Source organism: Pseudomonas sp. HMWF006 (assembly GCF_003061205.1).
Lineage (GTDB): Bacteria > Pseudomonadota > Gammaproteobacteria > Pseudomonadales > Pseudomonadaceae > Aquipseudomonas > Aquipseudomonas monsensis.
Genome location: NZ_QAIU01000581.1, coordinates 8,851 through 13,635, shown reverse-complemented (window position 1 = coordinate 13,635; position 4,785 = coordinate 8,851). Strand labels below are relative to the sequence as shown.

Genomic DNA, 4,785 nt, shown 5'->3' with positions numbered 1-4,785 from the left:
GCATGAACCCGATGGACCTCAAGCGCGGTATCGACAAAGCGACCATCGCGATCGTCAAAGAGCTGAAAGCCCTGTCCAAGCCATGCGCTGACACCAAGGCGATCGCTCAGGTCGGCACCATCTCCGCCAACTCCGACAACTCCATCGGCGACATCATTGCCGAAGCCATGGAAAAAGTCGGTAAAGAAGGCGTGATCACCGTTGAAGAAGGCTCGGGCCTGGAAAACGAACTGTCGGTTGTAGAAGGCATGCAGTTCGACCGTGGCTACCTGTCCCCGTACTTCGTCAACAAGCCGGACACCATGGTGGCCGAGCTCGACGGCCCGCTGATCCTGCTGGTCGACAAGAAGATCTCGAACATCCGCGAAATGCTGCCAGTGCTGGAAGCCGTTGCCAAAGCCGGCCGCCCACTGCTGATCGTGGCCGAAGACGTTGAAGGCGAAGCCCTGGCGACTCTGGTTGTGAACAACATGCGTGGCATCGTTAAAGTCGCAGCCGTCAAGGCTCCAGGCTTCGGCGACCGTCGCAAGGCCATGCTGCAGGACATCGCCGTTCTGACCGGCGGTACCGTGATCTCCGAAGAAATCGGCCTGAGCCTGGAAAGCACCACTCTGGAGCACCTGGGTAATGCCAAGCGTGTCACCCTGTCCAAGGAAAACACCATCATCGTTGACGGTGCTGGCGTTGAAGGCGACATCCAGGCACGTATCGCTCAGATCCGTGCTCAGGTTGCCGAGACTTCCTCGGACTACGACCGTGAAAAACTGCAAGAGCGTCTGGCCAAGCTGTCCGGCGGCGTTGCGGTGATCAAGGTTGGCGCTGGTTCCGAAGTTGAAATGAAAGAGAAGAAAGCCCGCGTTGAAGACGCCCTGCACGCAACCCGTGCAGCCGTTGAAGAAGGCGTGGTACCTGGCGGTGGCGTTGCGCTGATCCGCGCTCTGGAAGCCCTGACCGAACTGACCGGCGACAACGCTGACCAGAACGTCGGTATCGCTGTGCTGCGTCGCGCTGTTGAAGCGCCGCTGCGTCAGATCGCTGCCAACTCCGGTGACGAGCCAAGCGTAGTCGTCAACGAAGTGAAGAACGGCAAAGGTAACTTCGGTTACAACGCTGCTTCCGGCGAATACGGCGACATGATCGAAATGGGCATCCTGGACCCAACCAAGGTAACCCGTTCCGCTCTGCAAGCTGCAGCCTCGATCGGCGGTCTGATCCTGACCACCGAAGCCGCTGTTGCTGATGCACCGAAGAAAGAAGGCTCGGCTGGCGGCGGTATGCCAGACATGGGCGGCATGGGTGGCATGGGCGGCATGATGTAAGCCAGCCTTACCCCTGTAACGCAAAACCCCGCTGGCGAAAGCCAGCGGGGTTTTTTATTGCCTTCGATTTAGTGTTGGCTTGAGACCGAGGTGCGGCAATCGCTGGCAAGCCAGCTCCCACAAGGATCTATGGTGTTCACCCAATACGTGTTTCACCTTGGACATTGTGGGAGCTGGCTTGCCAGCGATAGCGTCAGATCAGGCGCTGACCGGTTGTGCCTTGACGACGGCTTCAGCCTTCACCGCCGGGCGATACAGCACCCAGTAATACGACCCCAGGCAAATCAGCCAACAGAAAATCGCCGTCCACACGTTGTGCGAAAAGAAGTGCGCACCCTGCATCATCCGGCTGATCGAGAACACCGAGCCCAGGGCAAAGGCAAAGATGAACGCCTGTCGGGCGAGACGCGGACGTCGGTCACGCAGCACAAAGAACAGCGCAAACAGGGTGAAGCCGGTCGCCGCATGACCACCGGGCCAGCAACGGCCGGGATTGTCGGTGGGCGGGCGATGGTCGAGCAGTTTGCTGTAGGTTTCGTGGCCGCCGAATTGCTCCAGGCTCCATGGGCATTGCACCGCCGTCACCGCTTTCATCGGTGTGACGAATGACGTGGCCAGGCCGAGTGAGAGCACCAGGCAACCCAGTTCGCGCCTGAACGGCTTGAGCCGGCCGATGAGAAACGCGCCGATAAAACCCAGTATGGCAAACACCGAAAATCCGATCACGACCTGTTTGGCGCGGTCGTGCAGGATGTTTTCAAGGAAGAAGCTGTGCCGGCCGATGAACTTTCCCGCCACCGGGTCGTAGAACATTTGCGCCAGGACCATGTCCAGGTCGGTGGTTTCCAGCAAGATCAGCATGAGCGCTGCAGCAGCGGGAATGCCCAGATAAAGCCACGGATTCAACGGGCGAGGGGTGGGGCGCACAACGTTTGATGACATGTTGGATCCTGAGCAAAAAAACGCCCCGGTGCATCGGCCCGGGGCGCTTCGATTAACGTTCGCTGACTTGCGGCGCACCCTCCTTGGATGCTTTCCAGCCAAGCAGCTGATGTTTGAAGCCATAACTGGCGGTTTGGTAGTAGGTGATGGCGCGGCTGATCAGCGGGTCATCGCTGGTCGCCCGGGATTCACGGCTTTCAGTCAGCGCATCGTCGTGTCGGCGCAAGCCCTGGCGCGGGCTGAGAATGGCCAGATCCTTGCCGTCGAACAGCCCCAGATGCTGGTAGTTGCCAACCACCACGCGTGGCGGCAAGGGATTGTCCTGCAGCAGGTTGCGCCCGAAGAACGTCGACTGGTAATCCATGTTCAGCAAGCCCAGCAGGGTCGGCGCGAGGTCGATCTGGCTGGCCAGTTGGCCGTTTTCGCGTGGTTCGATCAGCTTCGGTGCATAAATGAACAGCGGAATCTGATAGTTGGCGATCGGCAGGTCTTCCTTGCCGGCGCTACCGGCGGTGTGGTCGGCGACGAAGATGAAGATCGTGTTGTCGAACCACGGTTTCTGGCGCGCCTGCTCAAGGAACTGGCCGATGGCGTAGTCGGTGTACTTCACCGCGCCGTCGCGACCGTTGCCGGACTTGATGTCGATGCGGTTGTCCGGGTAGGTGTACGGGCGATGGTTGGAGGTGGTCATCAACTGCAACAGAAACGGCTGGCCCTTGGCGAAATCGGCATCGGCCAGTTTCAGGGTTTGCGTGTACAGGTCCTCGTCGGCCATGCCCCAGGCGTTCTTGAAGTGGATTTCGGCCTCGTCGACGCTGCTCTGATCGACCACGCGATAACCGTTACCGCTGAAGAACGCGTTCATGTTGTCGAAGTAACCGCGCCCGCCGTAGACGAATACACTGTCATAGCCTACCGCACTCAATTGCTGACCCAGGCTGGCGAACCCGCTTTCGCGGCCGATGCGTTTGACGATCGAGCGGCCCGGCGTCGGTGGAATGGCCAGGGTGATGGCTTCCAGGCCACGGTCGGTACGGGTGCCGGTGGCGTAGAAATTATTGAAATACAGGCTCTGTTTGCGCAGCGCATCGAGGTGCGGCGTCAGGTCGCGCTTGTCACCGTTGCTGCCCAGGTACTTGGCGCTGAGGCTTTCGATGGTCACCAGCACGATGTTGGGCGTGCGTGCCGTGCCGGGGTTGTCGATCACCCGGCGAATATCCTGCGGATCCTGACCGATGAAGCGGGCGTTGGGCTCGTTCAGTTCAGCGCGAATCTGCCGGGCCACCTCTTCTGACGAGCGGCTGCTGTAGAACTGGCTGTAATCCAGTTCATTGTTACGAAAGGCCGCGAAGAACTGATAAGGGCCGTTGCTCGCCAGTTCGTTCTGGTAGGCATTGCCGCCCTGGGCGCGCGGTGCGTCCTGGCTGAGCAGTTGCAGACTGAGACCGGTCACCAGCAGCAGCGCCAGCGCATTGAGCAGGCGTTTGCGCAACGGCGGCAGTGGCGCATTCAGCGCCGCATTGAACGGCTTGCGCAACGCGAAGCTGATGCCAATGGCCAGCAGCGCCAGAATGCTCAGCAGGGTGCCGATCGGGTACGACTCGAGCACGTTGTTCAGCACTTCATCGGAGTACACCAGGTAGTCCACGGCGATGAAGTTGAAGCGCACGCCGAACTCATCCCAGAACAGCCATTCGGCCACCGACACGAACAGCATGACGAACAGGCTGACGGTCAGCAGCCCTCGCAGGAACCAGCGATGACCGCGGCGGCGCCACAAGGCCGGTGGGCACAGCAACAGATACAGGCCCAACGGCAGCGCCGCATAGGCAAGGAAACCCAGGTCATACAGCAAACCAATGCCGAACACCGACAGGGCAACGCCACCGGCCTCATCCAGATGAGTCAGGAGCAGAATGGTCCGGGTCAGGAAAAATATCAGCAGCCAGGCGCCGGTAATCAACAGCAGCAGGCGCAGGGGCGCCGTCTTGAAAAAATCCATAGTCTGCTTCCTTTTACGATGGCGCGGGAGTGTCGCGGCGTCACTGTCGCCAGGTTGTGAACCTATAGTGAAAAATTTGTTAAGACTTGAATATGCTCGAGAGAGTTGAGTCGCGAAACGCTCAACCCTAGCTCTGCGGAGAATCTGGCCTTAAGCTGCGCGGGCCATGACGGCCGTTACTGTGTACGGAGGAGGTGCCCATGCGAATTCTATTGGTCGAAGACAACCGCGACATCCTGGCCAATCTGGCCGATTATCTGGGGCTCAAAGGCTACACAGTCGATTGTGCCCAGGACGGTCTGTCGGGCCTGCATCTGGCTGCCACCGAACATTACGACCTGATCGTGCTCGATATCATGCTGCCGGGCATTGATGGCTACACCCTGTGCAAGCGCCTGCGTGAAGACGCCCGTCGTGACACGCCGGTGATCATGCTCACCGCTCGCGATCAACTCGACGACCGCTTGCAGGGTTTCAAGTCCGGCGCCGACGATTACCTGGTCAAACCGTTCGCCCTGTCCG

At 59.7% G+C, this 4,785-nt stretch carries 3 protein-coding genes and 1 pseudogene; 2 read left to right on the top strand and 2 right to left on the bottom strand.

Annotation, left to right across the window (positions count from 1 at the left end):
• Nucleotides 1–1,319 (top strand): chaperonin GroEL (gene groL / locus DBR24_RS26695; protein ID WP_256591872.1); only part of this gene is annotated, 1,319 nt, incomplete at its 5' end.
• A gap of 198 nt (nt 1,320–1,517) precedes the next feature.
• Here the strand turns inward: groL and DBR24_RS26690 are convergent.
• Together DBR24_RS26690 and DBR24_RS26685 are read right to left on the bottom strand one after the other, a co-directional pair.
• Complete coding sequence (locus tag DBR24_RS26690; RefSeq protein WP_128616211.1) at nt 1,518–2,261, bottom strand: phosphatase PAP2 family protein; 744 nt, start codon at nt 2,259–2,261, stop codon at nt 1,518–1,520.
• 52 nt (nt 2,262–2,313) lie between these two features.
• The gene (locus DBR24_RS26685; RefSeq protein ID WP_128616210.1) at nt 2,314–4,263 is read right to left on the bottom strand and encodes an LTA synthase family protein; all 1,950 of its coding nucleotides are present in this window, start codon (nt 4,261–4,263) and stop codon (nt 2,314–2,316) included.
• Between the two features lie 200 nt (nt 4,264–4,463).
• Here DBR24_RS26685 and colR point away from each other — a divergent pair.
• Nucleotides 4,464–4,785, top strand: a pseudogene (gene colR / locus DBR24_RS33990) (two-component system response regulator ColR); the annotation flags it as partial.

Coding starts and splice junctions, on each gene's coding strand:
- DBR24_RS26690 (WP_128616211.1), bottom strand. CDS start 2,261: ATGTCATCAAACGTTGTGCGCCCCACCCCTCGCCCGTTGAATCCGTGG.
- DBR24_RS26685 (WP_128616210.1), bottom strand. CDS start 4,263: ATGGATTTTTTCAAGACGGCGCCCCTGCGCCTGCTGCTGTTGATTACC.